This window comes from Amycolatopsis samaneae (assembly GCF_039541975.1).
Classification (GTDB): domain Bacteria; phylum Actinomycetota; class Actinomycetes; order Mycobacteriales; family Pseudonocardiaceae; genus Amycolatopsis; species Amycolatopsis samaneae.
Genome location: NZ_BAABHG010000020.1, coordinates 103,160 through 130,125 on the forward strand (window position 1 = coordinate 103,160; position 26,966 = coordinate 130,125).

Here is a 26,966-nt window from a genome sequence, read left to right on the forward strand (position 1 = left end):
CTGACGAGAACTACTTCGACTTCGCCGTCGTGGTGCGCTTCTTCGCGGTGGTCGACTTCGTGCCGGTCGACTTCGCGGCCGCCGACTTGGTCGTCCCCGACTTCGCCGCGGTGGACTTCGACGCGGACGACGCCGTCTTGCGGGCCGGCGCCTTGCGCTTCGGGGCCGGGCCCTTCGCGCGCTTCTCCGCCAGCAACTCCGCGGCCCGCTCGGCGGTCAGCTCCTCGATGCTGTCGGTCTTCCGCAGCGTCGCGTTGTACTCGCCGTCGGTCACGTACGGGCCGAACCGCCCGTCCTTGACCACCATCGGCTTACCCGACACCGGGTCGTCGCCCAGCTCCTTGAGCGGCGGCTTCGCCGTCGCCGACCGGCCACGCTGCTTCGGCTCGGAGTAGATCTTCAGCGCTTCCTCGACGGTGATCGAGAACAGCTGGTCCTCTGTGGACAGTGAGCGCGAGTCCGTGCCCTTCTTCAGGTACGGCCCGTAGCGCCCGTTCTGCGCGGTGATCTCGTCGCCGGATTCGGGGTCCTTGCCGACCACGCGCGGCAGCGAGAGCAGCTTGAGCGCGTCGTCCAGCGTCATCGTCTCGATGGACATGCTCTTGAACAACGAGCCCGTGCGCGGCTTCGGCTGCTTCGCCTTGGCGGCCTTCTTCTGCGCGGCGGTCGCGCCCTCGGGCAGCGGCTCTGGCTCCGGCAGCAGCTCCGTGACGTAGGGCCCGAACCGGCCCTCCTTCGCCACGATCTCGTGCCCCGACACCGGATCCGTGCCCAGCACGCGGCCCTCCTGCGGGGTCGCGAACAGCTTCTCCGCGATCGCCGGGGTCAGCTCGTCCGGCGGCAGGTCCTCGGGCAGGTTCGCCCGCTGCGACGTCCCGTCGACCTCACGCTCCAGGTACGGCCCGTACCGGCCGACCCGGACGACGACGGTGTGCCCGTCGGCGTCGCTGAACAGCGGGATCGAGTTGATCTCACGGGCGTCGATGTCCTCGACGCTGGAGCCGACGAGCTTCTTCAGCCCGCCGAGCCGCCCGACCGAACCGTCGACGCCCATGTCGCCGCCGAAGTAGAACTTGCCCAGCCACTCGGTCCGGTGCTCGGCACCGGCGGCGATGCGGTCGAGCTCGTCCTCCATACCCGCGGTGAAGCCGTAGTCGACCAGCCGCTCGAAGTGCCGTTCCATCAGTCCGATCACGGCGAACGCGACCCAGGAGGGCACCAGCGCGGAGCCCTTCTTCCACACGTAGCCGCGGTCCTGGATGGTCTTGATGATCGACGCGTACGTCGACGGGCGGCCGATGCCCAGCTCTTCCAGCTTGCTGACCAGGCTCGGCTCCGAGTAGCGCGCCGGCGGCGAGGTGGTGTGCCCGTCCGGGGACAGCTCGGTCGCGGTCAGCGCCTGGTCCTTGGCCAGCCGCGGAAGCCTGCTCTGCTTGTCGTCGGCTTCGCCGCCGGTCTCGGTGTCGACCGCCTCGACGTAGGCCTTCAGGAACCCCGCGAAGGTGATGGTGCGGCCCGAAGCCGCGAAGGTGCATTCCTCGCCGCTCGTGGCCGTGCCGACGATGCGCACCGACATCGTGGTGCCCTTGGCGTCGGCCATCTGCGAGGCGATCGTGCGCTGCCAGATCATCTCGTAGAGCCGGTACTCGTCGGTGTCCAGATCCTTCGCGACCTGTCCCGGCGTGCGGAACACCTCGCCGGAGGGCCGGATCGCCTCGTGGGCTTCCTGCGCGTTCTTGACCTTGCGGGTGTACTGGCGCGGCGACGGCGAGACGTACTCCTTGCCGTATAGCTGCGTCGCCTGGCTGCGTGCCGCCGAAAGCGCCGACTCCGACAGCGTCGTCGAGTCGGTACGCATGTAGGTGATGTACCCGTTCTCGTACAGCTTCTGCGCGATCCGCATGGTGCGTTCGGACGAGAACCGCAGCTTGCGGCCCGCCTCCTGCTGCAGCGTCGAGGTCATGAACGGCGCGTACGGCTTGCGCGTGTACGGCTTCTCCTCGACGCTCGCGACCTTGAAGTCACGCTGGTCCAGCGCCTGCGCGAGCCGGACCGCGTCGGCCTCGGCGAGCACCCTCGCCTCCGCCGAGCCCGCCTTGAGCTGCCCGTTGGAGTCGAAGTCGCGGCCGGTGGCCAGCTTCGCGCCGTCGATCGCGACCAGCCGCGCCGGGAACGCGCGCGGCGTCGCGTCGGCACCCGCGTCCATCGTCGCCGAGATGTCCCAGTACGAGGCCGAGGTGAAGCGCATCCGCTCGCGCTCCCGCTCGACGATGATCCGCGTCGCCACCGACTGGACCCGGCCTGCCGACAGCTTCGGCATGACCTTCTTCCACAGCACCGGTGAGACCTCGTAGCCGTAGAGGCGGTCGAGGATGCGGCGGGTCTCCTGCGCGTCGACCAGGTCGGCGTCCAGCTCGCGGGTGCTGTCCGCGGCGGCGCGGATGGCCTGCTCGGTGACCTCGTGGAAGACCATCCGGCGGACCGGGACCTTGGGCTTGAGCGTCTCCAGCAGGTGCCAGGCGATGGCCTCGCCCTCGCGGTCGGGGTCGGTGGCGAGGTAGAGCTCGTCGACGTCCTTCAGGAGGCCCTTCAGCTCGGTGACCTTGGACTTCTTGTCCGGCGTGACGACGTAGAGCGGCTTGAAGCCGTTGTCGACGTCGACGCCGAGCCGCGCCCAGGCCTCTCCCTTGTACTGGGCGGGGACGTCGGCGGCGCCACGTGGCAGGTCGCGGATGTGCCCGACCGAGGACTCGACGACGTAGTTCCCGCCGAGGTAGGGGGCGATCTTGCGGGCCTTCGTGGGCGACTCGACGATCACCAGCCGCCGACGCCCGGAGGCGTCCGCTCCGGTGCCGTTCTTCTTGGTCCGTGCTCCTGCCACGCTTCGCCTGCTCTCCGCTCATCTCCGGCCGCCGCGGCGGCGGCCCGCCCCTCGACGCCGGGGCCACGCCCGTGTCTCCGACCTGTCAGTGTGCACGCTCGTACCACCCGAACGGCGCCGAGGTGGCACAACACGCCGCTTCAGGAGTGTCCAGCACATCGCCAGTGACCTCGGCGATGTTTCTTTTCCACACCTAGCACGTGACGTCGGACACGCGCAGTGCAGGGTGCGAGAGTAACCGGCCAGATACCCTCCGTTCGACGGTGGTGGGCGTCACGCGTCGCCGATTGACTTACTAGCTCGTCGAGCTGAAAGGGCCCCACCATGATCCGACGACTCCTCGGCGCACTCGCCGTCGCGGCGACCGCGACCGCGGTACTGGGGACTACCCCGGCACTCGCCGCCACCACCACCTTCGCGGGAACGGTGGCGCTGTCCAACTGTTCCGGCTCCGTGGTCAAGCCGGCCGGCACCCCGGACACCGCCCCCGCGCTCGTGCTGTCCAACGGGCACTGCCTCGAAAGCGGCATGCCACGACCCGGTCAGGTCATCGTCAACCGGGCCTCGTCACGGAGCTTCAGCCTGCTCTCCCCGGACGGTCAGCGCTCGCTCGGGGCACTGCGGGCGAAGAAGATCGTGTACGGGACCATGACCGACACCGACGTCTCGTTGTACCAGGTGAGCACGACCTACGCCCAGATCAAACGGCAGTACGGGATCACCGCGCTGGAACTGTCCAACGCGCACCCGGCCGACGGCGTGCGCATGGACGTGGTGTCCGGATACTGGAAACAGATCTATTCCTGCACGGTCAACGGCTTCGTGCACGAGCTGCGCGAAAACGGCTGGGTGTGGAAGGACTCGATCCGGTACACCCCGGACTGCCAGACCATCGGCGGCACCTCGGGTTCCCCGGTCGTCGAAACCTCGACCGGCAAGGTCATCGGCGTCAACAACACCAGGAACGAAAACGGTGAGGAGTGCACGCTGAACAACCCGTGCGAGGTCGACGAATCCGGGAACGTCACGGTGCACCCGGACACCCCGTACGGGCAGGAGACCTACGGCATCCCCGCCTGTCTCACCCAGGCCAACGAGATCGATCTCGCCAGGCCGGGCTGCTCGCTGCCGAAACCGCTGGCGGTCGACGCCGCCGCCTAGCCGCGCTCATCCGGCACGCCTGGCCGGGACCGTTTCCGGCCAGGCGGCCTCGGCGCCGCTCGGCGGCTCACCGATGAGTTCGAGAAGGCTTTCCAGCCGGCGCCGCCCGGTCACCCGGACGGCGGGGGTGTCCGCCTTGGGTCCCAGCAACCGGGCCGGTACCCCGAGCGGCGCGAGCGCGGCCGCCAGCCTGGCGTGCGTGCCGGGAGCCAGCGGATCGAGGGCGAGCAGGTAGGCGCTGCCGCCCTGCCTGCCGCCCGCCAGCGCCCACATGCGCAGCATGGCGCCGCTCAGCCGGAAGCCGTCGGGCACCGCCTTGCCCGAATCGTCCTCCGCCGGGCCGGTGCACCCGGACCGCAGCCAGCGGGACGCCAGCGGCAGCAGGTCCACCCGGAACGCCGTGCGCACCTGCGGGTGGCCGCAGTCGGCGGTGCCGACCTGCGCGTCGGCGCCGCGCCTGCGGCACTCGCCTGCCAGCGCGCGGGCGCGCCACGGCTCGTCCACGACCACCGACAGCCGCGCCGCGGTACGGCCGAACCCGGCGATCTGGCCGTGCCCGCACAGCAGCCCGGCCAGATCGGCCAGCCCCGGCCCGCTCGCCTCGGCGGAGAAGAACGAGATCGTCCGATCCACTCGGGTATACTAGAACACAAGTTCGATTCGGGCGAGGGTCCGGTGAGGTCACCGAGGTGCGGCGGGCACCGTCAGCTGCTGACAGCCGGGGGCCCGCTTGCTCGCCGCGTCGAGGTCGGGCACGTCCTGAAGGCCCTTGAGCACGTTGAGCCCGGCGATCTCGTCGAGCGCCGCCCGCGCGTCGCCGAGGGCGTCCCTGGTCACGGCGGGGTCGGCGCGCCCGTCGTCGATGCGCTTGCGCACGTCCTGCGCGCGCTGCCGGATGCCGCCGAAACGTCCGACCATGTCCGCTCGCGCCTGGTCCGCGGCGGGCGCCGGTGGCGCGTCGAGCGCGCGGAGACCGGCGATGGACTGGTCGAGCCCGCCGACCACCGCGCCGAGCAACGCGCTCGACGTCTTCGCGGCCTGCTGGGCCGTGCTGGGATCGACGGTGGGCAGTGTGGCCAGTGCGCGCACCAGGTGCGTGACCGCACCGCAGTAGCCGTCCGCCCATCTGCCCGCCGGATCGGCCTGCTCCGCGGCACTCACGGGGTTGTCCTCTCGTGCCTGCGAAGTGACCGCCGGCTGCTGTCCGCATCCGGCGAGACCGATCCCGATTCCTGTTGCTAGCGCGGCAAGAACGGTCAACCGCGGCCGCACTCTCACACCTCCTGCCCGTCGACGTCAGCAGCCCCGACCGTACCGACCCGGGCATGCTTCGCAAGTCGCCGGGCATTCCCCGGGATCGGATCACACACCGGAGACGACCGGTTACCACACGACGCGGCCCGGCATGCGTAACCGCACACCGGGCCGCGTCCTGGGAAAAGGTCAGACTTTCGCTTCCGCCGGGCTGTCGGCGATGACGGAACCCCGCCGCTTCGACACCACGATAGCCGCGATGATCACCGCGACCGCCACGAGCGAGATGACCAGCCGCACCGTCAGGTTGGCCTGCTCACCGATCGAGAACTGCACGACGGCGGGCGCGATCAGCACCGAAACCAGGTTCATCACCTTGATCAGCGGGTTGATCGCCGGGCCTGCGGTGTCCTTGAACGGGTCACCCACGGTGTCACCGATGATGGTGGCCTCGTGCGCGTCCGAACCCTTGCCGCCGTGGTTGCCGTCCTCGACGAGCTTCTTCGCGTTGTCCCAGGCACCACCGGAGTTGGCGAGGAAGATCGCCATCAGGGTGCCGCACGCGATCGCGCCGGCCAGGTAACCGGCGAGCGCGCCGGTGCCGAGGCCGAAGCCGACCGCGATGGGGGCGAAGACCGCGAGCAGACCGGGAGTGGCCAGTTCGCGCAGCGAGTCACGCGTGACGATGTCGACGACGCGTCCGTACTCGGGCCGCGTGGTGCCCTCCATGATCCCCGGGATGTCGCGGAACTGGCGGCGCACCTCGTAGACGACCGCGCCCGCGGCACGGGACACCGCGTTGACCGCGAGGCCGGAGAACAGGAACACGACCGCCGCGCCGACGATGATGCCGACCAGGGTGTTCGGGCTGACCACCTCGTTCACGAAGAGGTTGATCGCGCTCGTGCTCGCCTGCGCCGCCTCCGGGATCGACTTCAGCGCCTTGCTGATCGCGTCCTGGTAGGACCCGAACAGCGCCGTCGCCGCGAGGACCGCGGTGGCGATCGCGATGCCCTTGGTGATGGCCTTGGTGGTGTTGCCGACCGCGTCCAGTTCGGTGAGGATCTGCGCGGCCTTCTCGTCGACGTCGCCGGACATCTCCGCGATGCCCTGCGCGTTGTCCGAGACCGGGCCGAAGGTGTCCATCGCGACGATGACGCCGACGGTGGTCAGCAGACCGGTACCGGCCAGCGCCACCGCGAACAGCGCGACGCCGCCGCCGAGCAGGTACGCGCCGAACACGGCCGCGCCGATGACCAGCGCGGTGTACACGGCGGACTCGAAACCGACCGAGATACCGGACAGGATCACCGTCGCCGCACCGGTTTCCGACGTCTTGCCGACGTCCTTGACCGGCTTGTGCTCGGTGCCGGTGTAGTACCCGGTGAGCTTCAGGATGATCGCGGCGAGCACGATGCCGATGATCACCGCGACGGTCGCGATGACCGCCGGGTTGCCCGACAGCCCGGCCTTCCCGCCGGTGAGTTCGAGTTCGGAGAACGAGCCCGGCAGGTAGACGAACGCCGCGATCGCCGAGAGCACCGCGGAAATGACCGCGGAGATGTAGAACGAGCGGTTGATCGTGACGAGGCCGCCCTCACCCGACTTGGCCTTGGTGATGTAGACGCCGATCACCGCGGTGATCACGCCGATCGCGGGCACGATGAGCGGGAAGATCAGGCCGTGCACGCCGAACGCCGTGCTGCCCAGGATCAGCGCGGCCACGAGCATGACCGCGTAGGACTCGAACAGGTCCGCGGCCATCCCGGCGCAGTCGCCCACGTTGTCACCGACGTTGTCGGCGATGGTGGCCGCGTTGCGCGGGTCGTCCTCGGGGATGCCCTGCTCCACCTTGCCGACCAGGTCCGCGCCGACGTCGGCGGCCTTGGTGAAGATGCCGCCGCCGACACGCATGAACATCGCGATCAGCGCGGCACCGAAACCGAAGCCCTCCAGCACCTTCGGCGCCTGGCCGGTGTAGACGAGCACGACGATCGCGGCGCCGAAGAGGCCGAGGCCGACAGTGATCATGCCGACCACACCGCCGGTGCGGAAGGCGACCCGCATCGCCTTCTCGCGTCCGCCCTCTTCCCGTGACGCGGCCGCGACACGCAGGTTCGCCTGGGTGGCCAGCCACATGCCGAGATACCCGATGCAGAACGAGAACACCGCGCCGACCAGGAAGAAGATCGACCGGCCGATCCGCTCGTTCCAGTCGTCGGCCGGGAGCGCGAACAGCAGGAGGAACACGATCACCCCGAAGATGGCGAGGGTGTTCCGCTGCCGTTTGAGATAGGCAGCCGCGCCTTCCTGCACTGCCTTCGCGATGTCCTGCATCTTGGTGGTGCCCTGGCCCGCGGCCAGCACCTCCTTGAGCAGCACGTAGCCGATGACCAGTGCGGCAAGGGCGACCACGGCGACCACACCGACGATGGTGTAGCCACCTCCGGAGAGCGTGAATCCGCCCTCCGCGAGGAACTGCCGGGACATTCGTCCTCCTGGAGACGTCGCCGTTCGCCAACGACGAACCCGCCGATCTCCGGCGTGCCGGCGCTGGCATGGATCTGTACCGATCGACACGCTAGCCGTACGGGGACGTACGTCTCACATGACGCTCGCCACAGAGAGTGTGGATTGCGGGAGTGTATTGGTAGTGGCGAACCGCGAGGCAAGGTGTCCTGATCACAATACGATCCGTGATCTTGTGAGACTGATCACTGGATCGATCAGTGCGGCGCCTGTGCCGTTCGTTACCGGGTTCGACGGCAGCCATGGCGGAAACGGGTACCTACGAGCAGGTCAGCCGCGGCCCGTGTCCGTCTACCTTCTCTTCGGATCGGCGAAAGCAGCACCGACCAGGGTTGTCGTACCCCTGTGCCAAGCTCGACGCCGTGGTGGACGGCATGACGGGCGCGCGCGGGCGGCGGCTACTGGACCGGGTGACCGCGGGCATCCCGGCCAGCGAGAACCCGATCACTCATGTGGCCGAGCTGCCCGCCCGGCCGCCGGGGCACGCGCCGTGGCCGGACTGGGCCGCGGCGCCGGTGGTCGGCGCGCTGCGCGCGAACGGCGTCGAACGGCCGTGGACGCATCAGGCGGAGGCGGCCGGGCTCGCGTTCTCCGGGCGGCACGTGGTGATCTCGACGGGCACGGCGTCGGGGAAGTCGCTGGCTTACCAGCTGCCGGTGCTCACGGAGATCGCCGCAGGCGGCCGCGTCACCGCGCTCTACCTGTCCCCGACGAAGGCGCTCGGCGCCGACCAGCTGCGCTCAGTGTCCTCTTTGGACATCGAGGGCGTCCGCGCGGCCGCGTTCGACGGTGACACACCGATGGTGGAGCGGGACTGGGTGCGCGCGCACGCGAACTGGGTGTTCACCAATCCGGACATGCTGCACCGGGGCATCCTGTCGGCGCATGGGCGCTGGTCGGGGTTCTTCCGGCGGCTGCGCTACGTCGTCGTCGACGAATGCCACAGCTACCGGGGTGTTTTCGGTTCGCACGTGGCACTGCTGCTGCGCCGGTTGCGACGGGTCGCCGCGCACTACGGCGCCTCACCGGTGTTCGTCCTCGCCTCGGCGACGACGGCGGCGCCCGCCGAGTTCGCCACCCGGTTGACGGGGGTGGACTGCGCGGCGGTCACCGAGGACGCTTCGCCGCGCGGTGCGCGCACGGTGGCGTTGTGGGAGCCCCCGCTGTTGCCCGAGCTGTCCGGGGAAAACGGTGCCCCGGTCCGCCGTTCGGCCGGGGCGGAGACGTCGCGGATCCTGACCGAGCTGGTGGTCGAGGGCGCCCGATCGCTGGCGTTCGTACGTTCCCGTCGTGGTGCCGAGCTGACCGCGCTCGGTGCGCGGCGGCTGCTGTCCGAAGTGGATCCCGCGCTCGTGGGCACCGTCGCCGCCTACCGCTCCGGGTACCTGCCGGAGGAGCGCCGGGCGCTGGAGGCGTCGTTGTTGTCCGGGCGGCTGCTGGGGGTCGCGACCACGAACGCGCTCGAACTCGGCGTGGACATCGCCGGCCTGGACGCGGTGGTGCTCGCGGGATATCCGGGCACGCTGGCGTCGTTCTGGCAGCAGGCCGGGCGGGCGGGCCGCACCGGTGACGCGGCGCTCGTGGTGTTCGTGGCGCGGGACGATCCGCTGGACACCTACCTGGTCCACCATCCGGCGGCGTTGCTCGACCGGCCGGTCGAGACCGCGGTCCTCGACCCGTCGAACCCGTACGTACTGGCGCCGCAGCTCGCCTGCGCGGTCGCCGAGCTACCGCTCACCGAGCCGGAACTGGCCACGTTCGGGGGCGAGGCCGCGCGCGAGGTGCTGGCCGAGCTGACCGCGGAACGGTTGCTGCGCCGCCGTTCGAGTGGCTGGTACTGGATCTCCCGGGACCGTCCCCACGCGGATGTCGGCATTCGTGGTTCGGGCGGTGACCAGGTCGCGGTCGTCGAGGCGGATTCGGGGCGGATGCTCGGCACGGTCGATCCGGGTTCGGCGTGTTTCGCGGTGCATCCCGGCGCGGTCTATCTGCATCAGGGTTCGTCGTACGTGGTGGACGAGCTGGATCTGGAGCAGGGGCTGGCACTGGTGCACGCCGAGGACCCGGACTGGAACACGTCGCCGCGTGAGGTCGTCGACATCTCGGTGTTGAACACGGTGGAACGTTGTGTGCACGGCGGGGTGAGTGTGTGTCTCGGGGAGGTGGCCGTGACGTCGCAGGTGGTGGGTTACCTGCGACGTCGTCCGTCCGGTGAGGTGCTGGACCACACGCCGCTCGACCTGCCGGAGCAGCGCCTGCACACCCGCGCCGTCTGGTACACCATCTCCACCGACCTCCTGGGCCCCGAAGCCACGAAGCCGGTGGGGACCGAGGGCTCCGGGTCGGGGCCCGAAATCAAGGAACCGATGGGGACCGAGGTGGAAAACCCGGTGGGGAACGGGAATTCCGCGGCGGGGACCGAGGAAGTTCGACAGGCGACCGAATCACCCGAGGCAACCACGATGGGGGTCCGGGGGCGTGCCCCCGGGCGGGGTCTGGGGGTTGCACCCCCAGAAGACACTCGGAGCGAGCCCGGTGAGTGCCGCCAGGCACGAACAGAGCTCGCCCACTCGCGCAGGGCACCGGGGAGCGCCGGGTTGGTTCCGGCGCGTGTCCCCGGTGCCCTGCATGCCGCCGAGCACGCGGCGATCGGCCTGCTACCGCTTTTCGCTACGTGCGACCGCTGGGACATCGGCGGGGTTTCTACCGCGTGGCACGGAGACACCGGGGAGGCGACGGTGTTCGTGCACGATGGGCATCCCGGGGGTGCGGGATTTGCCGACCGCGGTTTTGCCGCAATTGTCCCGTGGCTGGCCGCAACGCGGGAGGCGATCGTCTCCTGCGAGTGCCCGACGGGGTGCCCGTCCTGCGTCCAGTCGCCGAAGTGCGGGAACGGCAACGAACCGCTGGACAAGGCGGGGGCAGTGGCCGTCTTGGATTCCGTGCTCGGGGCTTTGCGTCAACACGGGGACCAATGCGGCCACGGTGGTACTTGATACCGAACGCTGTCTGCCGGGATGGGACCGGTCAGGCGGCGGAGGACTCGACCAGCTGCGGGCCCGGCCGGGCCTCGTTGCGGAGCGCGCGAACCAGGACGTCGTGCACCTCGGTGGCGTCCGGCAGCTGCCAGCCACACACCTCGGGCTTGACTCGCCAGTGCACGACACCGTGCTGGAAGGGGGACGGGGGCAGCGGGATCCAGCTGCCGGCACCGTGCCACTGGACCGAGGCACGCGCGGCGAGCTGGGCCGGGACGTGGTCCGCGACGGTGGTGAGGAACAGCCAGCGGCCGTTCGGCATGGCGACGATCGGGGCAGGGTGCCCGAGCGTGCGCAGCAGGCGCGCGGCCCGCTTGCCCAGCTCGTCGTCCACCTCGATCGCGTCGAGGACGGTGCCGGTGGCGACCAGCAGGCTGTGGGTCCGGTCGGAGAACCAGGTGGCGACCTCGTGGGCGTGCGTGCCGATCCGCTCACGCCAGTCGTCGTGGGCGGGCACCGGGCGACGCCAGGTCAGGTCGTCCCGCTCTCCGGTGATCGGGGCCGGGCTCGTCCCGGGCAGCACCGGCCAGCCACGCCAGGCGAGACCGATCGCCTCCGCCCGCAGTTCGATGCGGAAGGCGCCCCGCCAGCTGTCCGGCCAATTCGCGTCCAACATTGCTTTCCTGCCTTCAAGTTCCGGTTCTCGCGCTACCCGGGGCCGTTGGCCGGTGCCGTGGTGGCGCACATCTCACTAAACGGCAAGTTGCACTTTGCGGGGAGCCCCTGCGCGACAACCGGTGGTTACCGGGCGATGAACGCCCGGTAGTTCAACCGCCGAACCGAACCCGCCGAGCCGATCATCGGCCGACGACGACCGGTCTCAGGCCGCTCGTCGCAGCCTGCTCCTCGCTCCGCAGGGGCCGCGGGACGACCGCGTGGCCGCCGCGGTGCGCCCGTTCAGCTCACCCGACCGGGTTTTCGACCGTTCGTCGACAGTCAACGACCGCTGCCCGTGCGGTCCCCCGTCCGTCGACCGGACCGGCGGACCCGCCCGGCGGCCAGGCGGCGACGGGCGACCGGTCAGGGCGCGGGGCCGACCGGCCCGGCCCGCGCCCGCGCGGAGGGCGCGGGCAACCAGGCGGGACGGCCGCCGCTCGCCGAGCCGACCTCGACCAGCGCGTCGCTCCGCTCCCATCGGCAGCTCAGCACCACGGCGGACAGGTGCTCCGCCACCCATCGCGCGCGCTCGCACGCACGCGCAGGCCCCTCCGCCGCGTGCGAGGCCGCCGCGAGGGCACCCAGGTCCGCGGCCGCTTCGAGCCGATGCCGGGCCGCCATGGCCGCGCCGAGGAGGAAGACCAGCGCCGCGACGCTGACCAGCGCGGCGACCGCCGCCGCGGTCCACACGGTCGCCACCCCGGCATCGGGACCGCCCGCGCGGTCGGTCCGTTCAGTGGTCCGCACGGCCGTCTCCCACCCCCGGCTCGGCCACCGCGTAGGCCCTCGCGCTCAGGTGGACTCCTGGCAGCAGTCCGCCCAGCGCGCCGGCGCCGACCTCGACGGTGATGCCGTCGCCCGCGCGCTGGACGTCGAGCCGCGCGCCACCCGGCGCGATGGTGTGGACCGCGGACGCAGCCTCCTGCGGCTGCCCCCTGGCGAGCAGCCTGGCCGCTTCCCTGGCCGCGTCGGTGCAACGCAGCTGGCCGGACAACGCGGCGATCCCGGCGAGCAGGATGGCGAGCACGACGGTCAGCCCGCCGAGGCCGATCGCCGATTCCACGGTGACGTAGCCGCGATCGCCCGCGAACCGGATGCCGGCGCTCATCAGAGCACCACGGTGAGCGCTCGCTGGACGAGATCGCCCAGCAGCGCGAACACCGACTGCCCGGTCAGCAGCCCGTAGAGAACGGCGGCGAACGCGGCCGCGGCCAGCGTGCCGATGGCGTACTCGATCGTGGTGGATCCGGCGTCGGAACGACGGAGCCGGGTGATGAAGCGCATCAGGATACCTTTCTGTCCATTGTGGATTGTCAGAGCACGCCACCGAGCCTGGTGGCGAGGCCGAGCACGACCGGCACCACGCCGAGGCAGAAGAACGCGGGCAGGAAACAGAGCCCGACCGGGAGCGCGAGCACGACGCCCGCGCGTTCGGCCCGTTCCTCGGCCTCGGCACCGAGACCGTCACGAAGCCGCTGGGCCAGCTCGCCGGCCGCCGACGCGAGTGCGGTTCCCGCCCGTGCCGTCCGCACCGCGGCGACCGCGAGATCGCCGAGGCCGGGTGTCGCGCGCACGGCTTGCCAGGCTTCGGCGGGTTCCGCGCCGAGCGCGAGCAGACCGGCGGCGGACCGCAGCGCGTCCGCCTGCCCCGGCGGCGCTGTCCCGGACACGGCTTCGAGCGCGACCGGTACCGGCAGCCCGGTCCGCAGACCGGCCGCGAGCAGGTCGAGCGTCGCCGCGGCCCGGAGCCGCTCCGCCACGCCGTCCGCTCGCCCCTGCTGTTTCGCCGCCCGCCGCAGCAGCCACCAGCTCCCCAGCGCGACCACGACACCGATCCCGTATCCGGCGCCACCGCCCAGCAGGACCGGCATCGCCACTCCGGTCGCCGCGGCCAGCGCCGCGTGCACGGCCACTTTGGCGCGCGGACGGGGCCGACCGCCCAACCGCGTCGTGATCGCCGTAGCCAGTGCCGCGAACCGGTGTCCGTACGGGCGGCCGGGCCAGAGCGCGAGCGCCCCGGCGAGCAGCACCATGGCGACCCCGGTGGGCACGGGCGGGCTCATCGGAATCCCGCCTTCCCGAGCAGCGCGCGGCACCACGAGCCGCCGGTCCAGATCAGCGCGCTACCGGCGACCAGGAGAAGCTGACCCGGCACCGTCGCGGTCAGCACGTGGACGGGATCCGCGCCCATCGACTGGCCGAGCACCACACACACCGCGGGAAGCCCGGTGAGCACCGCCGCGCTGGCCCTCGGGCCTGCCATCTTGGCGCGCAGTCGCCGTGCGAACGCCAGCCTCGCCTCGACGTCCCGGCGTGCCGCGTCGAGCACCACGGCCATCGGCAGGCCGTACTTCCGCGCCAGTGCCCAGACGTCGGCCAGTTCGCGCAGCGAAGCCGACCGCAGCTCGCCGTCGAGCCTGGCCGCGGACGCCAGCGCGCGGAGCTCACCGCCGAGTTCGGGAACGGCCTCGGCGGCCGCCTCCGCGGCCGACACCGGATGCGCACCGGCGCGCAGTTCCGCAACCATCGTCCGCATGACCGCGGCCGCGCGTTCCGCGGAGACCACGACCGCGTCCGTCCGGCGGCGGTCGCGCCGCTCCTGACGGAAGGCCAGGGTGAGCAGCCCGGTGGCGACAGCCCCACCGAGCCCTGCCACCGGAGTGACGGCGACCGCGAGCAGCAACCACTTCCAGCGGGACCACACCTTGGGCACGCGCCACGCGCGCACCCGGCGGCGCGCGATCCGCGCCCGCGGCGGGGCCGAGGGCCAGCACAACGATCCCGCCCCCATGAGGAGCAGGCCCCACATCGCGGTCATCGGCGGGCCGCCTTTCCGGATCGGCAGGCCAAGGGACGGCATACCGGTGCGATCTCCCCGGCAATCGGGGAAAGCCGGAGAAGTAACGGAGTCAGCACGCGATCGCCCCGCCCAGCTCTCCTGGCGCACCGAGATCGGCGAGCAGCCGGCGATCGGTGGTCCACCGGCCCGCCCGCCACACCGGCAGCACCCGCGCGCGACCACGATCGGCGCGCAGGACCCCCACCTCGGCCAGCCTGCGCCTGCCGCCGGGACCCCGCCGCATGTGCAGAACCACCCGGATCGCCGCGACCAGCTGGCTGTGCACGGCTTCGCGGCCGAGACCGCCGAGGGTGGCCAGCGCCTCGACCCTGGCCGGGACCTCCGCCGGGGAATTGGCGTGCAGCGTGCAGGCACCGCCGTCGTGGCCGGTGTTCAGCGCGTTGAGCAGCGAGCACACCTCCGCACCGCGGACCTCGCCGACGATCAGCCGGTCGGGCCGCATGCGCAGCGCCTGGCGGACCAACTCGGGCAGCCCCACCTCACCCGCGCCCTCCACATTGGGCGGACGGGCGATCAGGCTGACGAACTGCGGATGCGCGGGCTGGAGTTCTCCCGCGTCCTCGACACACACGATGCGCTCGCCGGGCGGCACCGCGCCGAGCAGCGCGGCCAGCAACGTCGTCTTGCCCGCGCCGGTACCGCCGGTGACGAGGAACGCCAACCGTCGCGAAACGATCCGACGCAACAACTCGGCTCCTGCCGCGTCGAAGACGCCCAGTGCGCGCAAGGCCTCCAAATCGTGCGACGCCGGGCGGAGCACCCGTAGCGACAGGCACGTCCCGTTCACCGCGACCGGGGGCAGGACCGCGTGCATCCTGATCCGCCCGTGCGGGCCGGCTCCCGGCAGCCATCCGTCCACATAGGGCTGTGCGTCGTCCAGCCTGCGACCGGCCGTGAGCGCGAGGCGCTGGGCGAGCCGGCGCACCGCCTCCTCACCGGCGAACCGGACCTCGGTACGAACCAGCCCGGTGGGGCCATCGGCCCAGACCTCGTCCGGCGCGGTCACCAGGACGTCGGTCGTCGCGGGGTCCTCCAGCAGCGGGGCGAGCGGACCGGCACCGACGAACTCGTCACGAGCGGCGCGGACGGCGTCGAGCACGGCGCCGTGCCCCAGCGCGCCACCGGCCTCGGCCCGCACCGCCTGCGCCACCGGATCGGCGACCCGGTGACCGCCAGCGAGCCGATGCCGGACCCGATCGACGAACTCGGTGTTCATCGCTGCCTCGCCCCGCTTTCGGGCCGCGCCGCGGTCAGCACGGCTTCCGCCGCCTTGGCCAACGGACCGCGGTGCCGCGGCCGGAACTCACCGTTTTCGACGGAGACCGCGAGGCCGCGCTCGGGTGCCATGGCCGCCAGCAGTGGTGGCCCCAGCAGCGCCGCCGTCTCCTGCGCGGTGAACCCGACCGGCGACCGTCCACACGCGACGATCCCGATCCGGTCGGTGTACGCGGAAAGCCTGCGCATGACCTGCTTCGCCGCCATGCAGGCACGGGATTCCACCGGGACGACCAGCACCACGAGGTCGGCATCGGCCACCACGGCCGCCTCCTGTTCGCCGAAACCGCGCGGGAGGTCACAGACGACGGTGCGGCCCGCCCGCTTCCCGGCGGCGACGACCGCGTCGAGTGCCTCCGCTGACGGCCCCGGCCCTTCCCGCCCACACGAGAGCACCGGGAGACCGCGCCCGCCATGACGGTGCTGTGGCAGGTCGACGATGAGCGCGGGCAGCGAAACCCGGCCGGTCAGCCGGACCTCCGGCCAGCGCCTGCCTTCGGCCTTTTCCAGGCCGAGCAGCAGATCCACACCGCCGCCGAGCGGATCGCAGTCGACGAGCAACGCGCCGGCCGGATCCTCGTCCGCCGCGAGCGCCACCGCCCCGGCGAGCACCGAAGCGCCCGCGCCGCCACTGCCGCCGATGACGCCGATCACCCGCCCCGCCCGGTCGGCGGGCCCGTCGAGGACATCGGCGAACGCCTCGGCGAGCGCCGCCTCCTCGTCGGGCAAAGCGATGATCCGGCCCGCCCCGGAGTTGTAGGCGTGCCGCCACGCCTCCCCCTCCGGCGCGCCCTTGCAGATCAGGACGACGCCGCCGCGACGGGACAGCTCCGGACCCGCGCGAACGGCGGCCTCGTCGAGGACGACCAGCGGCGCGCGAGCCCAGCGTGCCCGTGCGGCCGCCAGATCCGGCGCGCATTCCGGTTCGCAGCCGGCCACCGCGGCGACGCGCAGTATCTCTTCGAGCACGGTCTCGTCCATGGCGACGACGAGCGGACGTACCTCGGTCATGCGTTCCTCCCCCTTGCTGTCGAACTGCCGCCGAGCCGAATGCCGGGCACGGCCGGACTTCCACCGTCACCCCTGGCACGGGCGGCGCACAACACCGGCGACCCTCTCCTGTGGACAACCGGGGTGTTGTGGACAACCCGGCTCGCGCCGAGCTTCCGCGACGTGTTTCGTCGGCGCCCTGTGGCAGGATGCGCACCGCCCGTGCGCAAAACGTTCGAAGGGCCGTGCGCCGTACTCGCCCGGCGCGAAGTTTCCCTTGCAAGAAAAGGAAAAGAAGGCGGCCCCTGCCAGGGGGGATGTACAGGGGCCGCCGGGGTTCAGCCCCGGGGGGTCGGACTGAACCGGCCCGGTTCCGCACCGGGCATTCTCACTGTAACTCCGCCGTCAGCCGGTTGACGCATTCCGCCGTACCCACAATTCGATAACGGCACCCCGGCCCGGAAATCCCGCCCTGGCGTGAATTTTCCGGCAACACACCGTCGGCGTTGTCGATCAACGCGAGGCACACCGGAGAACCTCTTCTATCCTGGCAAGGTGCCCGAACCCAGCAGCAGCGCGCCGCCTGCCACCACAACGGAAAACGCCGTCGCGGCGTTCTTCGATCTCGACAAGACGATCATCGCTTCTTCGAGCGCGTTGGCGTTCAGCAAACCATTACTGAGGGAGGGGTTGATCAATCGTCGCGCCGCGTTGCGGAGCGCCTACGCGCAGCTCGTGTTCTCGCTGGCCGGCGCCGACGCGGACAAGACCGAGCGCATGCGCGCGGAGGTGTCGGCGCTCTGCGCGGGCTGGGACGTCGCCCAGGTGTCGGCGATCGTCCGCGAGACGCTGCACGACGTCGTCGACCCGCTCGTCTACGTCGAGGCGACGGAGCTGATCGCCCGGCACCGCGCGGACGGCCACGACGTCATCGTGCTGTCGGCGACCGGCGAGGAGGTCGTCGCCCCGGTCGCCGAGATGCTCGGCGCGACCCGCAGCGTCGCCACCCGGATGCAGATCGTCGACGGCTGCTACTCCGGCGAGGTCGACTTCTACTGCTACGGCGCGAACAAGGCCGTCGCCGCGAAGCAGCTCGCGGCGACCTACGGCTACGACCTCGCCGAGTGCTTCGCCTACACCGACTCGAGCACGGACATCCCACTGCTCGAGGTCGTCGGCAGGCCCCACGCGGTCAATCCCGACAAGCTGCTGCGCCGCGAGGCGATGGAACGGGACTGGCCGGTGCTCACCTTCGAACGGCCGATGTCGCTGCGCAACCGGATCCCGTCCCGGTCCGCCGGGCTGGTGGCGCTGGGCGTCGGTGTCGGCGCGGTGGCGGCCGGCGCGACCTGGTACGGCCTCAGTCGTCGCCGACGGTCCAAGTGACCGCCCGGTAACACCCACACGGCCGCTCGCGCCCGGGTTTTCCCTGGCCAGCCCCGGATTGTCCGTCGCCGAGTGTGCCGATGTCACCAGATCGAGCCTCTGTACCGGTGCACCCATACGCGCACTTGAAGTGACCGCGCCCACGGCGTAGAAAGTAGGTGCGGACGTTTGGTCGGCCAGGGAGCAGGTAGAAGAGAAGCCTGTTCCACCCCGGCAAATCTCCGTGCGCGGACTCCGGGTACCCACGCGCAGCGCGCCGCGGGAGGCTCGTCGTCTAGGGATTGCGTAGTGGGACGCCACACGCCGAGTCCATGTAGGTACGACCAGAGTTGCACGCTTGGTCGCCCGAGATGCCCGCGCTAAGGGACCGTGTTCGCAGGCTTCGCCTGCTCCCACGGTCCCTTTTCCATGTGGGGGCCGAGCCCCCACACCCCCACGGTGCGGATGGTTGCCGACCCAGCGTGGTTGCCTTCCTGGAGCCCCCCGTGATCACCAATCGGCTTGCGTGCGGGGGTGCGAGTGGCCCGTTCGTACCGTTGTGGCCTCGAAACTTCCGTTCGTGCGCATGGCTGATGGACAAAGGCCCGAGCCGGTGGGTAGCTTCCCGATTACCGGCGCACCTCGGTGGATGTTTCCACCAGGTGCGCCCGAACACTGGGAGGCTCGTCGTGAAAACCCGCTCCGCGTACCACCGTTTCCGGAGGCCGCATGCCCTCGCCCTGCCCCTCGCGGGGATCCTCGCCATCGGCCTCGCGAGCCCGGCGACGGCGGCGCCGCAGGTGAACGCCGACGCGCAGGCGACGGCGGCCGCCCGGCAGATGTTGCGCGGGATGAGTCTGCCGGAGAAGGTCGGGCAACTGTTCGTCACCTGGGTGAACGGCAAGAGCGCCGACGAGGTCAACCCACAGAACCGGATCGACTTCGGAGTCGACACCCCGGCGCAGGTCGTGCAGCGCTACCACCTCGGCGGCGTCATCTACTTCAACAACGACTCGCACGACAACTTCGACGATCCCGTCCAGGTCGCGAAGCTGTCCAACGGCGTACAGCGGGCGGCGGTGAGCAGCGGGGCACACATCCCGCTGCAGGTCGGCACCGACCAGGAAGGCGGCACGGTCACCCGGATGGGTTCCCCCGCGACGGAGTTCCCGAACGCGATGGCCATCTCGGCGGGCCGCAGCACGGACCGGGCCACCGCGGCCGCCACCATCCTCGGCCACGAACTGCGCGCCGTCGGCATCAACCAGGACTACGCCCCGGACGCCGACGTCAACTCGAACCCGGCCAACCCGGTCATCGGCGTGCGCTCCTTCTCCGGCCGCCCGGACCTGGCGAGCCAGTACGTGGCCGCCGAGGTCAAGGGATTCCAGAACTCCGGACGGCCCACGGACACGGTCTCCTCGACCGCGAAGCACTTCCCCGGGCACGGTGACGCGGCCACGGACAGCCACACCGGGCTGCCCCGCATCGACCGCACCGAACAGCAGTGGCGCGACATCGACGTGCCGCCGTTCAAGGCCGCGATCAAGGCCGGCATCGATTCGATCATGAGCGCGCACATCCAGTTCCCGAGCCTCGACCCCTCCGGCGAACCCGCGACGCTGTCGAAGCCGATCCTCACCGGCAAGCTGCGCGACGAGCTCGGCTACCAGGGCGTCGTCATCACCGACTCGCTGATGATGGACGGGGTCCGCGAGCGGCACAGCGACGCCGAGATCCCGGTGCTGGCGTTGAAGGCCGGAGTCGACCAGCTGCTCATGCCCGCGCACCTCGACGTCGCGATCGACTCGGTCCTGAACGCGGTCCGCTCCGGGGAACTCACCGAGCGGCGCATCGACGAGAGCGTGCTGCGGGTACTGAAGCTGAAGTTCAAGCGCGGCATCATGTTCTCGCCGTTCGTGAACCCGGCCAAGGTCGCCTCGCGGGTCGGCACGCCGGAACACCTCGCCACCGCCCAGGACATCGCCGACCGTTCGATCACCGCGATCGCGAACGACGCGGGAGTACTGCCGCTGAAGCAGAAGCCGTCTACCGCGCTGGTCACCGGCTGGGGCGAGAGCACCGGAAAGGCCCTCGCGGCGCGGTTCACCGCGCACGGCACCAAGGCGACCGCGCTACCCACCGGCCAGACACCGACCGCCGACCAGGTGGCGCAGGCCGCCGCGGCGGCGAAGAACGTCGACGTGGTCGTCGTGCTCACCAACAACCTCGGCGGCTTCCCCTTGCAGGGCAACCTGTTGAAGGCGCTGGCGGACACCGGGAAGCCGGTCGTCGCGGTGGCTTCGCAGATTCCCTACGACGCCGGGTACGCGAACCCGATCCCGACCTGGCTGGCGACCTACGGCTACATCGCTCCGTCGCTGGAGGCGCTGACCAAGGTCGTCCTCGGCGAGACGAAACCGACCGGGAAACTGCCCGTCGACATTCCCGCCGGGGCCGATGTGCACACCGTCAAGTACCCGTTCGGTCACGGGCTGACCTGGTGAGCCTGAACCGGCGTCACTTCCTCGCCTCCGGCGCGCTCGCCGTTCCCGCGCTGGCGGCGACGTCGTCGGCGGCGAACGCGGCGGAAAGCGAGAGCAAAGGTCCCCCGCTCCGCACCGGGGCCGACGTGCTGGCCGCGCAGGGCTGGCGGCGGCTGGCCGGGCGCCGGGTCGGCGTGCTGTCCAATCCGACGGGAGTGCTCGCCGGTGGCGAGCACATCGTCGACGCGATGGTCGCCGCCGGGCTCCGTCCGGTGGCCGCGTTCGGGCCGGAGCACGGGTTCCGCGGCAGCGCGCAGGCGGGCGGCTCCGAAGGCGACTACACCGATCCGCGCACCGGGATTCCCGTCTACGACGCGTACGGTGCCGACGCGGCGAAGCTCGCCGGGATGTTCACCAAGGCGGGCGTGGACACCGTCGTGTTCGACATCGCGGACGTCGGCGCCCGCTTCTACACCTACATCTGGTCGCTCTACACCGCGCAGGTCGCCGCCGCCCGCGTCGGCGCCGCGTTCCTCGTACTGGACCGCCCGAATCCCTTGGGCGGCAAGGTTTCCGGGCCGGTCCTCGATCCGAGGTTCGCGTCCGGGGTCGGCCGGAAACCGATCGCGCAGCAACACGGGATGACCGTCGGCGAACTCGCCGGGTTCTTCGCCGCAGAGTTCCTGCCCGGCGAAGGCACCGGGCCCGGCGAACTCGACGTCGTCGAGGTCCGCGGCTGGCGACGCGACACGATGTTCGCGCGGACCGGTCTGGACTGGGTACCCCCGAGCCCCAACATGCCGACACCGGACACCGCGCTCGTCTACCCCGGCACCGGAATGTTCGAGGGCACGGTGTTCTCCGAAGGGCGGGGCACGACGAGGCCGTTCGAGATCCTCGGCGCGCCGGGGCTCGACTGGCGCTGGCGGGAGAAACTGAGCTCGCTGGCCCTGCCCGGCGTGCGCTTCCGCGAGACATACTTTGTCCCGACCTTCGGAAAGTTCGTCAACCAGACCTGCGGTGGCGTACAGCTGACCGTCACCAACGCGAGCGCGTTCGACGCGATCCGCACGACGGTGGCCATGTTCGTCACGGCCAGGGCGCTGCATCCGGACAGGTTCGGCTGGCGCCCCGATCACTACATCGACCTGCTCTCCGGTTCGGATCGGTTGCGGACCATGGTCGACGCGGGCGCCGGAATCGACGAGATCACCGCGTCCTGGCGGGCCGAACTGGCCGAGTTCGACCGCAGGCGCAGACGCCACCTGCTCTACCGCTGAGGGGACGGGATTCGGATGCGTGCTAGGAAGTTCGTGATCGTGGCCGCCTGCGTGCTGGTCACGGCGGCCATGTCGAGCACCGCGGGAGCCAACGCCATCACCGGACACGAAGGAGCGGCCGTCGGCCGGTTCGACCGCCCGCAGCAGGGGTTCTCGCGCTCGTGGACCACCCTGCGCGACGGCGCGCCGCGCGACGTCGGCCTCGATCCGGCACCGATCAAGGCGGCCGAACGGTTCGTCGAGAGCTGGACGCGACCCGACGCGTCCGGGCATCCGCATTTCTCCGGCGCCGTCGGGCTGCTCGCGCACGCCGGTGTCGTGGTGGACAAGTACGCCGTGGGCGGCGCGCTGCGCTACGCCGACGCGCGGGGCACGGAGCTGCCGCCGGACCAGCAGGTCCCCATGCGCGAGGACACGATCTTCGACCTGGCGTCGATTTCGAAGCTGTTCACGTCGATCGCGGTGCTCCAGCTCGTCGACCAGGGCAAGGTCGACGTCAACGCGCCCGTGGTGCGGTACCTGCCCGAGTTCGGTGTCAACGGCAAGGAAGCGGTCACCGTCGAGCAGTTGCTGACCCACACCTCCGGCTTCGACGCCGACCCGAGCCCGCCGTTGTGGTCGGGTTACCCGGACATCCCGTCCCGCCGCAAGGCCGTGCTGGACAGCCCGCTGAAGAATTCCCCCGGCAGTACCTACCTCTACTCCGACATCAACATGATGACGCTCGGTTTCCTCGTCGAGCGGCTGACCGGGTCGCCACTCGATCAGGTGATACGGGAGCGGATCACCGCGCCGCTCGGGATGCGCGACACCGGATATAACCCGCCCGCCTCGAAGCTGAACCGGATCGCGGCGACCGAGTACGAGTCGACGCCGCCCCGCGGCCTCGTCCGCGGACAGGTGCACGACGAGAACGCCTGGTCACTCGGCGGAGTCTCCGGGCACGCCGGGGTGTTCTCGACCGTCGGCGACATGGCCGTGCTGTGCCAGACAATCCTCAACGGCGGCAGCTACCGGGGTCACCGGATCCTGCGCGAAAACACCGTCAAGGCGATGCTGACCAACTACAACCAGCGATTTCCTGACGACGCGCACGGGCTCGGCTTCGAGCTCGACCAGCCCTGGTACATGGGCGCGCTGGCGTCGCCGATCACCGCGGGTCACACCGGTTACACCGGAACCACGCTCGTGCTCGACCCGGAATCGCGCTCGTTCGCGCTGCTGCTGACCAACCGGGTGCATCCGACGCGCGACTGGGGCACGATCAACCCCGCCCGCCAGGTCTGGGCGACGTCGCTGGCCAAGGCGATGGCCGTGCGCCCGGTCGTGGGCCGGACCGCCTGGTACAGCGACGTCGGCAATGCCAGTACGGCCACGCTGACCAGCCCCGAAATGGGGACGCGGGGCGGGCAGGCGCGAGTCGACTTCGACGCGTTCGTCGACACCGAGGGCCCCTCGGATCCGCTCGTGCTGGAGGCGAGCACCGACGGTGCGACATGGCAACCGGTCCCGGTACGGGCGACCGGTCCCGGCGCGCCGGACGGCGACGCACCGGCACTGTCCGGACACGGTCACCGTGCGTGGTGGCGGGTGAGCGCGGATCTGCCCCGAGCTCCCCGGCTCACCGTTCGCTGGCGTTACACGACGGACGCGAATTACACCGGACGCGGAGTTTCCGTCGATGGTGTGAAAGTCACTGAGCGGGGCCACGCACTTCTTGACGGTGAGCGGAATCCGTCCGCACTGACCCCGATGGGGTGGCGCTTGAGCGCTCGGTGACCGATCGGTCGCCGAGCGCCGAGCACCTTGGCCCGTTTACCGGAAATTTGCCGCTTGCGCCACGACACTAAGTTGCCAAGTCGTTAGCTGGAGCACGTTAACAAGGTCGACCTGGTTAGCGACTTTCTGGTCAACGATTAATCGTAATTACATCCGCAGAAGCGGATGGGGTTGCGATCCTGCCGAAGGGTGTGGGTAGCCTTGTCGCAAATGCCAACGGTTAGTAAATTTCCTACGGTCGGTGATGCCGAGTCCGTGATCACGGCAGCACCGTCCGACGTCGGCCCGGTCCAGGTGACCGTGCGCGACGCGGACGCCAGCCCGCTGGTGCGGATCAGGTCGCTGCTGCCCGGGCTCGCCAGAGCCGAGCAGCGCGTGGCGAAGGTCGTGCTCGACGACCCCGCCGCCGTCGCGCGGCGCAGCATCACCGAGGTCGCCCTCGCGGCCAGCACCAGCGAAACCACGGTGACCCGGTTCTGCAAAGCGGTCGGTGTGGGGGGTTACCCTCAGTTAAGGATCGCACTCGCCGCGGACACCGCGCGCACCGAGGCCCGCACCACTCGCAACCTCGGCGGGGAGATCGGCCCGAACGACGATCTCGCCGCGGTGATCGGCAAGGTCAGCTTCGCCGACGCGCGCGCCGTGGAGGAGACCGCGGACCAGCTCGAGGTGGCCACGCTGCAGCAGGTCATCGATCTGGTGGCGGGCGCGAACCGCGTCGACGTCTACGGGGTGGGCGCGAGCGCGTTCGTCGCCGCGGACCTCCAGCAGAAGCTGCACCGCATCGGCCGGGTGAGCTTCGCCTGGTCGGACACGCACATCATGCTCACCTCCGCCGCCGTGCTCTCGCCCGGCGACGTCGCGGTGGGCATCTCGCACACCGGCGCGACCACCGACACCGTCGAGGCGCTGCGCGTCGCCCGTGAGCACGGCGCGATCACCGTCGCGGTGACCAACTTCCCGCGCTCCCCGATCACCGAGGTCGCCGATCACGTGCTCACCACGGCCGCGCGGGAGACCACGTTCCGTTCCGGCGCGACGGCGAGCAGGATCGCCCAGCTCACCGTCATCGACTGCATGTTCATCGGTGTCGCGCAGCGGCACATGGAAGCCTCGGTCAGCGCGTTGGACGCGACCAGGGACGCGGTCGGCTCACACCGGCTCGGGGTCCGCCCCGACGGACGCCGCCGGCCGCGGGAAACCGGAAAATGAGCGTAGAGCGCTCTGAAAAAAGAGTGAGGCGCATGATGACCGTCCCACGTCAGGTGGTGCACGTCGATTCGCCGACGGAGAAGCGCAACCCCCGCACCACCGACATCGACCTGATGCCCACCATGGCGATCCTCGGCGCCATCAACGCCGAAGACCGCCGGGTGCCCGACGCGGTCGCGGCCGTGCTGCCGCAACTGGCCCGCGCGGTGGACTACGCCGTGGAGGCGCTGCGTGCCGGGCATCGCGTGCACTACGTAGGCGCGGGCACGTCGGGCAGGCTGGCCACGCTCGACGCGGCCGAGCTCGTGCCGACGTTCAACGTGCCGGAAGACTGGTTCATCGCGCACCACGCCGGCGGACCGCGAGCGCTGCGGCACGCCGTCGAGAACGCGGAAGACGACAAGGAGACCGGTGCGGCCGAACTGACCGAATCGGTCGAGCCGGGGGACTTCGTCCTCGGCCTGACGGCGTCCGGCCGGACGCCGTACGTGCTCGGCGCGCTGGAGGCGTCGAGCCGCGAGGGAGCGCACACCGCGCTCGTGTCGGGGAATCCCGCCGCCGCGATCCCGGCGGGCGTGGACGTGCTCATCGCCGTCGACACCGGCCCGGAGGTCATTGCCGGTTCGACCAGGATGAAGGCGGGCACCGCGCAGAAGATCATCCTGACCGCCTTCTCCACCGCCACGATGATCAAGCTCGGCCGGACCTACTCGAACCTGATGGTCAGCGTGCGGGCGACCAACGCGAAACTGCGCGGCCGGACGATCCGGATCCTGCAGGAGGCCACCGGTATGACGATGGCGGACTGTTCGGACGCGCTGACCGAGTCGGGCGGTGACCTGAAGGTCGCGCTCGTGCACCTGCTGTCCGGGCAGGACGTGCGGTCTTCGGCCGACGCGCTGGAGTCCTCCGGTGGGCACGTCCGGAAGGCGCTGGACAGGCTGCGGGCGCGGGCGAGCTAGTCGGCGGATTGCGGTTCACCTTTTCACCTGCTTAACCTCTCAGGTATCGCGTGACGAGAGGTGGAGGTGGCGATGACCGCGGTACCCACCACCGGAGGCAACGGGACTTCCCTTTCGCGGCGCGGGCTTTCGCGCCGCGAAAGGATGTCCGTGGCCGGAATGGCCGGTTTTGTTCTGCTGCTCAACGTTTTCGGGTGGGGCGTCCTGGTGTTGTTCGTGGCGCCCCAGCACTACGTCCTCGGCACCTCCGGGGTGTTCGGCATCGGGCTCGGCGTCACCGCGTTCACCCTCGGTATGCGGCACGCTTTCGACGCCGACCACATCGCGGCGATCGACAACACGACGCGCAAGCTCATGGGTGACGGCCAGCGTCCGCTTTCGGTCGGTTTCTGGTTCTCACTGGGACATTCGACGATCGTCTTCGCGCTGTGCCTGCTGCTTTCGCTCGGCGTGCGGGCGCTCGCGGGGCAGGTCGAGGACGACTCCTCGGCGCTGCACGAGACCACCGGGCTGATCGGGACGTCGGTGTCCGGGGTGTTCCTCTACCTCATCGCGATCATGAACCTCGTGGTGCTGGTCGGGATCGTGCGGGTGTTCCGGAAACTGCGCGGCGGCGAGCTCGACGAGGCCACGCTCGAACGGCAGCTGGACAACCGCGGCATCATGAACCGGCTGCTCCGGGGCGCGACGAAGGCCGTGCGGAAGCCGTGGCACATCTACCCCGTCGGTGTCCTTTTCGGACTCGGTTTCGACACCGCGACCGAGGTCGCGCTGCTCGTGCTCGCCGCCGGCGCGGCGACTTTCTCCCTTCCCTGGTACGCGATTCTGGTGCTCCCGGTGCTGTTCGCGGCGGGGATGAGCCTGTTCGACGCGCTCGACGGGTTCTTCATGAACTACGCCTACGGCTGGGCGCTCGCCAAGCCCGTGCGCAAGATCTACTACAACATCACGGTGACGGCGTTGTCGGTCGCGGTCGCGCTGGTCATCGGCACCATCGAGCTGGTCTCGATTCTCGCCGAGAAGCTCGGCCTCACCTCCGGACCGCTCGCCGCGATCGCCGGGCTCGACCTGAACTACGTCGGCTTCGCGGTGGTCGGCCTGTTCGTCGTGACCTGGCTGGCGGCGCTCGCGGTGTGGCGCTTCGGCCGCATCGAGGAGAAGTGGTCGGCGCGCCTCGCCCCGTCGGACAGCTGACCTGCGTTTAGTGGCAGTCCCGTCCCGAACGCTCCGTTCGGGA

21 protein-coding genes are annotated in these 26,966 nt (G+C 70.5%); 9 read left to right on the forward strand and 12 right to left on the reverse strand.

Features of this window, described 5'->3' with window-relative positions:
- Positions 1-10: 10 nt before the first annotated feature.
- Positions 11-2,881, reverse strand: coding sequence for a type I DNA topoisomerase (gene topA / locus ABD987_RS38960; protein WP_345406603.1), 2,871 nt, complete (start codon positions 2,879-2,881; stop codon positions 11-13).
- A 324-nt stretch (positions 2,882-3,205) separates the two neighbouring features.
- On the opposite strand from topA, the gene ABD987_RS38965 reads away from it, so the two are divergent.
- Entirely contained in the window at positions 3,206-4,042 is an 837-nt protein-coding gene (locus ABD987_RS38965; protein WP_345406606.1) for a S1 family peptidase, read from the forward strand.
- A gap of 6 nt (positions 4,043-4,048) precedes the next feature.
- Here the strand turns inward: ABD987_RS38965 and ABD987_RS38970 are convergent, their stop codons facing one another.
- The 3 genes from ABD987_RS38970 to ABD987_RS38980 all read right to left on the reverse strand — a co-directional run bounded on the left by ABD987_RS38970 (position 4,049) and on the right by ABD987_RS38980 (position 7,786).
- Positions 4,049-4,675, reverse strand: coding sequence for a hypothetical protein (locus ABD987_RS38970; RefSeq protein WP_345406608.1), 627 nt, complete (start codon positions 4,673-4,675; stop codon positions 4,049-4,051).
- A gap of 48 nt (positions 4,676-4,723) precedes the next feature.
- Positions 4,724-5,203: a hypothetical protein gene (locus ABD987_RS38975; protein ID WP_345406611.1), complete on the reverse strand. Its 480-nt coding sequence runs from the start codon at positions 5,201-5,203 to the stop codon at positions 4,724-4,726.
- 282 nt (positions 5,204-5,485) lie between these two features.
- Complete coding sequence (locus tag ABD987_RS38980) at positions 5,486-7,786, reverse strand: sodium-translocating pyrophosphatase (RefSeq protein ID WP_345406614.1); 2,301 nt, start codon at positions 7,784-7,786, stop codon at positions 5,486-5,488.
- Positions 7,787-8,199: 413 nt separating this feature from the next.
- Between ABD987_RS38980 and ABD987_RS38985 the strand changes: the two genes are divergently transcribed.
- On the forward strand, positions 8,200-10,821 hold the full coding sequence (locus ABD987_RS38985; protein ID WP_345406787.1) for a DEAD/DEAH box helicase: 2,622 nt from the start codon (positions 8,200-8,202) through the stop codon (positions 10,819-10,821).
- Between the two features lie 31 nt (positions 10,822-10,852).
- On the opposite strand, the gene ABD987_RS38990 is transcribed toward ABD987_RS38985, so the two are convergent.
- From ABD987_RS38990 to ssd, 8 genes are all read right to left on the reverse strand, one after another.
- Entirely contained in the window at positions 10,853-11,479 is a 627-nt protein-coding gene (locus ABD987_RS38990) for a bifunctional DNA primase/polymerase (RefSeq protein ID WP_345406617.1), read from the reverse strand.
- Positions 11,480-11,883: 404 nt separating this feature from the next.
- Complete coding sequence (locus tag ABD987_RS38995; RefSeq protein ID WP_345406620.1) at positions 11,884-12,267, reverse strand: Rv3654c family TadE-like protein; 384 nt, start codon at positions 12,265-12,267, stop codon at positions 11,884-11,886.
- Positions 12,254-12,628, reverse strand: coding sequence for a TadE family type IV pilus minor pilin (locus ABD987_RS39000; protein ID WP_345406623.1), 375 nt, complete (start codon positions 12,626-12,628; stop codon positions 12,254-12,256). Before ABD987_RS39000 ends, ABD987_RS38995 begins: the two co-directional genes overlap by 14 nt.
- Complete coding sequence (locus tag ABD987_RS39005; protein WP_345406625.1) at positions 12,628-12,804, reverse strand: DUF4244 domain-containing protein; 177 nt, start codon at positions 12,802-12,804, stop codon at positions 12,628-12,630. The genes ABD987_RS39000 and ABD987_RS39005 overlap by 1 nt, the downstream gene beginning before the upstream one ends.
- A gap of 29 nt (positions 12,805-12,833) precedes the next feature.
- A complete protein-coding gene (locus ABD987_RS39010) occupies positions 12,834-13,583 on the reverse strand; it encodes a type II secretion system F family protein (RefSeq protein WP_345406627.1) in 750 nt (249 codons plus the stop codon).
- Positions 13,580-14,338, reverse strand: coding sequence for a type II secretion system F family protein (locus ABD987_RS39015; RefSeq protein ID WP_345406630.1), 759 nt, complete (start codon positions 14,336-14,338; stop codon positions 13,580-13,582). The genes ABD987_RS39010 and ABD987_RS39015 overlap by 4 nt, the downstream gene beginning before the upstream one ends.
- 91 nt (positions 14,339-14,429) lie before the next feature.
- Positions 14,430-15,596, reverse strand: a complete 1,167-nt coding sequence (locus ABD987_RS39020; protein ID WP_345406633.1) for a TadA family conjugal transfer-associated ATPase — start codon at positions 15,594-15,596, stop codon at positions 14,430-14,432.
- Complete coding sequence (gene ssd, locus ABD987_RS39025; RefSeq protein ID WP_345406636.1) at positions 15,593-16,666, reverse strand: septum site-determining protein Ssd; 1,074 nt, start codon at positions 16,664-16,666, stop codon at positions 15,593-15,595. Before ssd ends, ABD987_RS39020 begins: the two co-directional genes overlap by 4 nt.
- Before the next feature lie 534 nt (positions 16,667-17,200).
- On the opposite strand from ssd, the gene ABD987_RS39030 reads away from it, so the two are divergent.
- The 7 genes from ABD987_RS39030 to nicT all read left to right on the forward strand — a co-directional run bounded on the left by ABD987_RS39030 (position 17,201) and on the right by nicT (position 26,923).
- Positions 17,201-18,031 (forward strand): HAD family hydrolase, encoded by an 831-nt coding sequence (locus tag ABD987_RS39030; RefSeq protein ID WP_345406639.1) that lies wholly within the window; start codon positions 17,201-17,203, stop codon positions 18,029-18,031.
- A gap of 668 nt (positions 18,032-18,699) precedes the next feature.
- A complete protein-coding gene (locus tag ABD987_RS39035; RefSeq protein ID WP_345406642.1) occupies positions 18,700-20,517 on the forward strand; it encodes a glycoside hydrolase family 3 protein in 1,818 nt (605 codons plus the stop codon).
- Positions 20,514-21,776 carry an exo-beta-N-acetylmuramidase NamZ family protein gene (locus tag ABD987_RS39040; protein ID WP_345406645.1) on the forward strand — a complete coding sequence of 421 codons (1,263 nt, stop codon included), beginning with the start codon at positions 20,514-20,516 and terminating at the stop codon, positions 21,774-21,776. The genes ABD987_RS39035 and ABD987_RS39040 overlap by 4 nt, the downstream gene beginning before the upstream one ends.
- A gap of 15 nt (positions 21,777-21,791) precedes the next feature.
- A complete protein-coding gene (locus tag ABD987_RS39045) occupies positions 21,792-23,555 on the forward strand; it encodes a serine hydrolase domain-containing protein (protein WP_345406648.1) in 1,764 nt (587 codons plus the stop codon).
- A 327-nt stretch (positions 23,556-23,882) separates the two neighbouring features.
- On the forward strand, positions 23,883-24,767 hold the full coding sequence (locus tag ABD987_RS39050) for a MurR/RpiR family transcriptional regulator (protein WP_378214094.1): 885 nt from the start codon (positions 23,883-23,885) through the stop codon (positions 24,765-24,767).
- A 32-nt stretch (positions 24,768-24,799) separates the two neighbouring features.
- A complete protein-coding gene (locus ABD987_RS39055) occupies positions 24,800-25,729 on the forward strand; it encodes an N-acetylmuramic acid 6-phosphate etherase (RefSeq protein ID WP_345406654.1) in 930 nt (309 codons plus the stop codon).
- Between the two features lie 144 nt (positions 25,730-25,873).
- Complete coding sequence (nicT, locus tag ABD987_RS39060; RefSeq protein ID WP_345406790.1) at positions 25,874-26,923, forward strand: Nickel transporter NicT; 1,050 nt, start codon at positions 25,874-25,876, stop codon at positions 26,921-26,923.
- The last annotated feature ends 43 nt before the right edge of the window (positions 26,924-26,966 follow it).

Bases quoted from the DNA above. Each gene is read 5' to 3' on its own strand.
- ABD987_RS38990 (WP_345406617.1), bottom strand. From the start codon at position 11,479: ATGTTGGACGCGAATTGGCCGGACAGCTGGCGGGGCGCCTTCCGCATC.
- ssd (WP_345406636.1), bottom strand. From the start codon at position 16,666: ATGACCGAGGTACGTCCGCTCGTCGTCGCCATGGACGAGACCGTGCTC.
- ABD987_RS39020 (WP_345406633.1), bottom strand. From the start codon at position 15,596: ATGAACACCGAGTTCGTCGATCGGGTCCGGCATCGGCTCGCTGGCGGT.
- ABD987_RS38985 (WP_345406787.1), top strand. From the start codon at position 8,200: ATGACGGGCGCGCGCGGGCGGCGGCTACTGGACCGGGTGACCGCGGGC.
- ABD987_RS39055 (WP_345406654.1), top strand. From the start codon at position 24,800: ATGATGACCGTCCCACGTCAGGTGGTGCACGTCGATTCGCCGACGGAG.
- ABD987_RS39045 (WP_345406648.1), top strand. From the start codon at position 21,792: ATGCGTGCTAGGAAGTTCGTGATCGTGGCCGCCTGCGTGCTGGTCACG.
- nicT (WP_345406790.1), top strand. From the start codon at position 25,874: ATGTCCGTGGCCGGAATGGCCGGTTTTGTTCTGCTGCTCAACGTTTTC.
- ABD987_RS39005 (WP_345406625.1), bottom strand. From the start codon at position 12,804: ATGCGCTTCATCACCCGGCTCCGTCGTTCCGACGCCGGATCCACCACG.
- ABD987_RS39000 (WP_345406623.1), bottom strand. From the start codon at position 12,628: ATGAGCGCCGGCATCCGGTTCGCGGGCGATCGCGGCTACGTCACCGTG.
- ABD987_RS39010 (WP_345406627.1), bottom strand. From the start codon at position 13,583: ATGAGCCCGCCCGTGCCCACCGGGGTCGCCATGGTGCTGCTCGCCGGG.
- ABD987_RS39015 (WP_345406630.1), bottom strand. From the start codon at position 14,338: ATGACCGCGATGTGGGGCCTGCTCCTCATGGGGGCGGGATCGTTGTGC.
- ABD987_RS38980 (WP_345406614.1), bottom strand. From the start codon at position 7,786: ATGTCCCGGCAGTTCCTCGCGGAGGGCGGATTCACGCTCTCCGGAGGT.
- ABD987_RS38965 (WP_345406606.1), top strand. From the start codon at position 3,206: ATGATCCGACGACTCCTCGGCGCACTCGCCGTCGCGGCGACCGCGACC.